We start from the raw sequence: 434 nt of genomic DNA, 5'->3' as shown, positions 1-434 counted from the left end.
CGCATCGTGTCGCGCGGTGTTGTCCATCTGAAAGTCTCCTGCGAAGTGGTCGTCGAGAGGATACGGATCGTGTGCTCATCATGTCACGCAAGATCCCGGCATGCTTGAGGCATGTCAACGTTCGAGGAGTCCGAACGGGTCGGCTTGCAGTGGTGCGCCGACAACGGCAGATCTGTGCGAGCCGTTCTGGATCAACGATGCGCACCGTCTTGCCGTTCGAGTGCACGAGGTCCTCATGCTGGAACTCGAGCGTGCTCGATACGCGCAATCACGCGCGACAGGGGGCGGGTGCATTTTGAGCGTGTACCGTGTGCCGCTCCTGCGCCGTGAGGCCGCATTCATTCAGTGCAGCAGCTCTCAATGTGCCATGAGCACCGGTACCGTCATCGATTCGAGCATCGTCCGGGTAACGCCGCCCCACACCCGCTCACGCG

1 protein-coding gene is annotated in these 434 nt (G+C 61.3%); it reads left to right on the top strand.

Annotated elements, in window-relative coordinates:
* Nucleotides 1-235: 235 nt before the first annotated feature.
* A partial coding sequence (locus VSR34_RS38700) for a hypothetical protein (protein WP_342965271.1) occupies nucleotides 236-434 on the top strand: 199 nt, incomplete at its 3' end.

Origin of the sequence: Paraburkholderia sp. JHI2823, from assembly GCF_038900695.1 — a bacterium.
Lineage (GTDB): Bacteria > Pseudomonadota > Gammaproteobacteria > Burkholderiales > Burkholderiaceae > Paraburkholderia > Paraburkholderia mimosarum.
Note: the sequence above shows the minus strand (reverse complement) of the source record. Positions and strands in the feature narration are given on the sequence as shown.